Origin of the sequence: Bartonella sp. AA18HLJMS (genome assembly GCF_042197245.1) — a bacterium.
In the GTDB taxonomy this organism is placed as follows: domain Bacteria; phylum Pseudomonadota; class Alphaproteobacteria; order Rhizobiales; family Rhizobiaceae; genus Bartonella.
On sequence record NZ_JBHIRP010000102.1, the window covers coordinates 1 to 516 of the forward strand.

General features: G+C 40.5%; 1 pseudogene. It reads right to left on the reverse strand.

Annotated elements, in window-relative coordinates:
* A pseudogene (locus ACFINW_RS10185) lies at positions 1-516 on the reverse strand (hypothetical protein); the annotation flags it as partial.

The window sequence follows — 516 nt, forward strand, 5'->3', positions numbered from 1 at the left end:
AATTCTACTGTTTTCTTGTGTCCTGACAGCTCTGCCTTGTTCTTCTTGCTTCTTCTCATGACGCGCTACAAAGGCATTGGCTTCATCATTCCACAACAAAGCATTCTGCTCAATAGTCTGTGTAAGTTCATTGCTGTTCTTAGAAAGCTCATTATGAAGATCTGTCAGCGATGTATCAACACCGCTAAAGGCTGAACCAACATCATGATATGACTGACCACCAACAACATACGTCGGAAGATTGCCTACAAGCACATCAGCACCACCACCTAAATAGTTCGATGTATTTTTAGAAACACTGTCTAGATTAGTAGTCACTGTCGTAACATTTTTATTAGTCGCAAATAACTGAGAGCCATTTACAACTTCTGTCGATTCTGCTGAAAGTACTCCTGCCTTAACACCTGAAAGTATCCGGTCTTCTTTCTTACTGTTGGCAATATTGAGTTCTGTACCTTCTACTTCTTTACCAATAGTGATAACCTTCGTATTATCATCCTGCTTGGCAAGGCTATC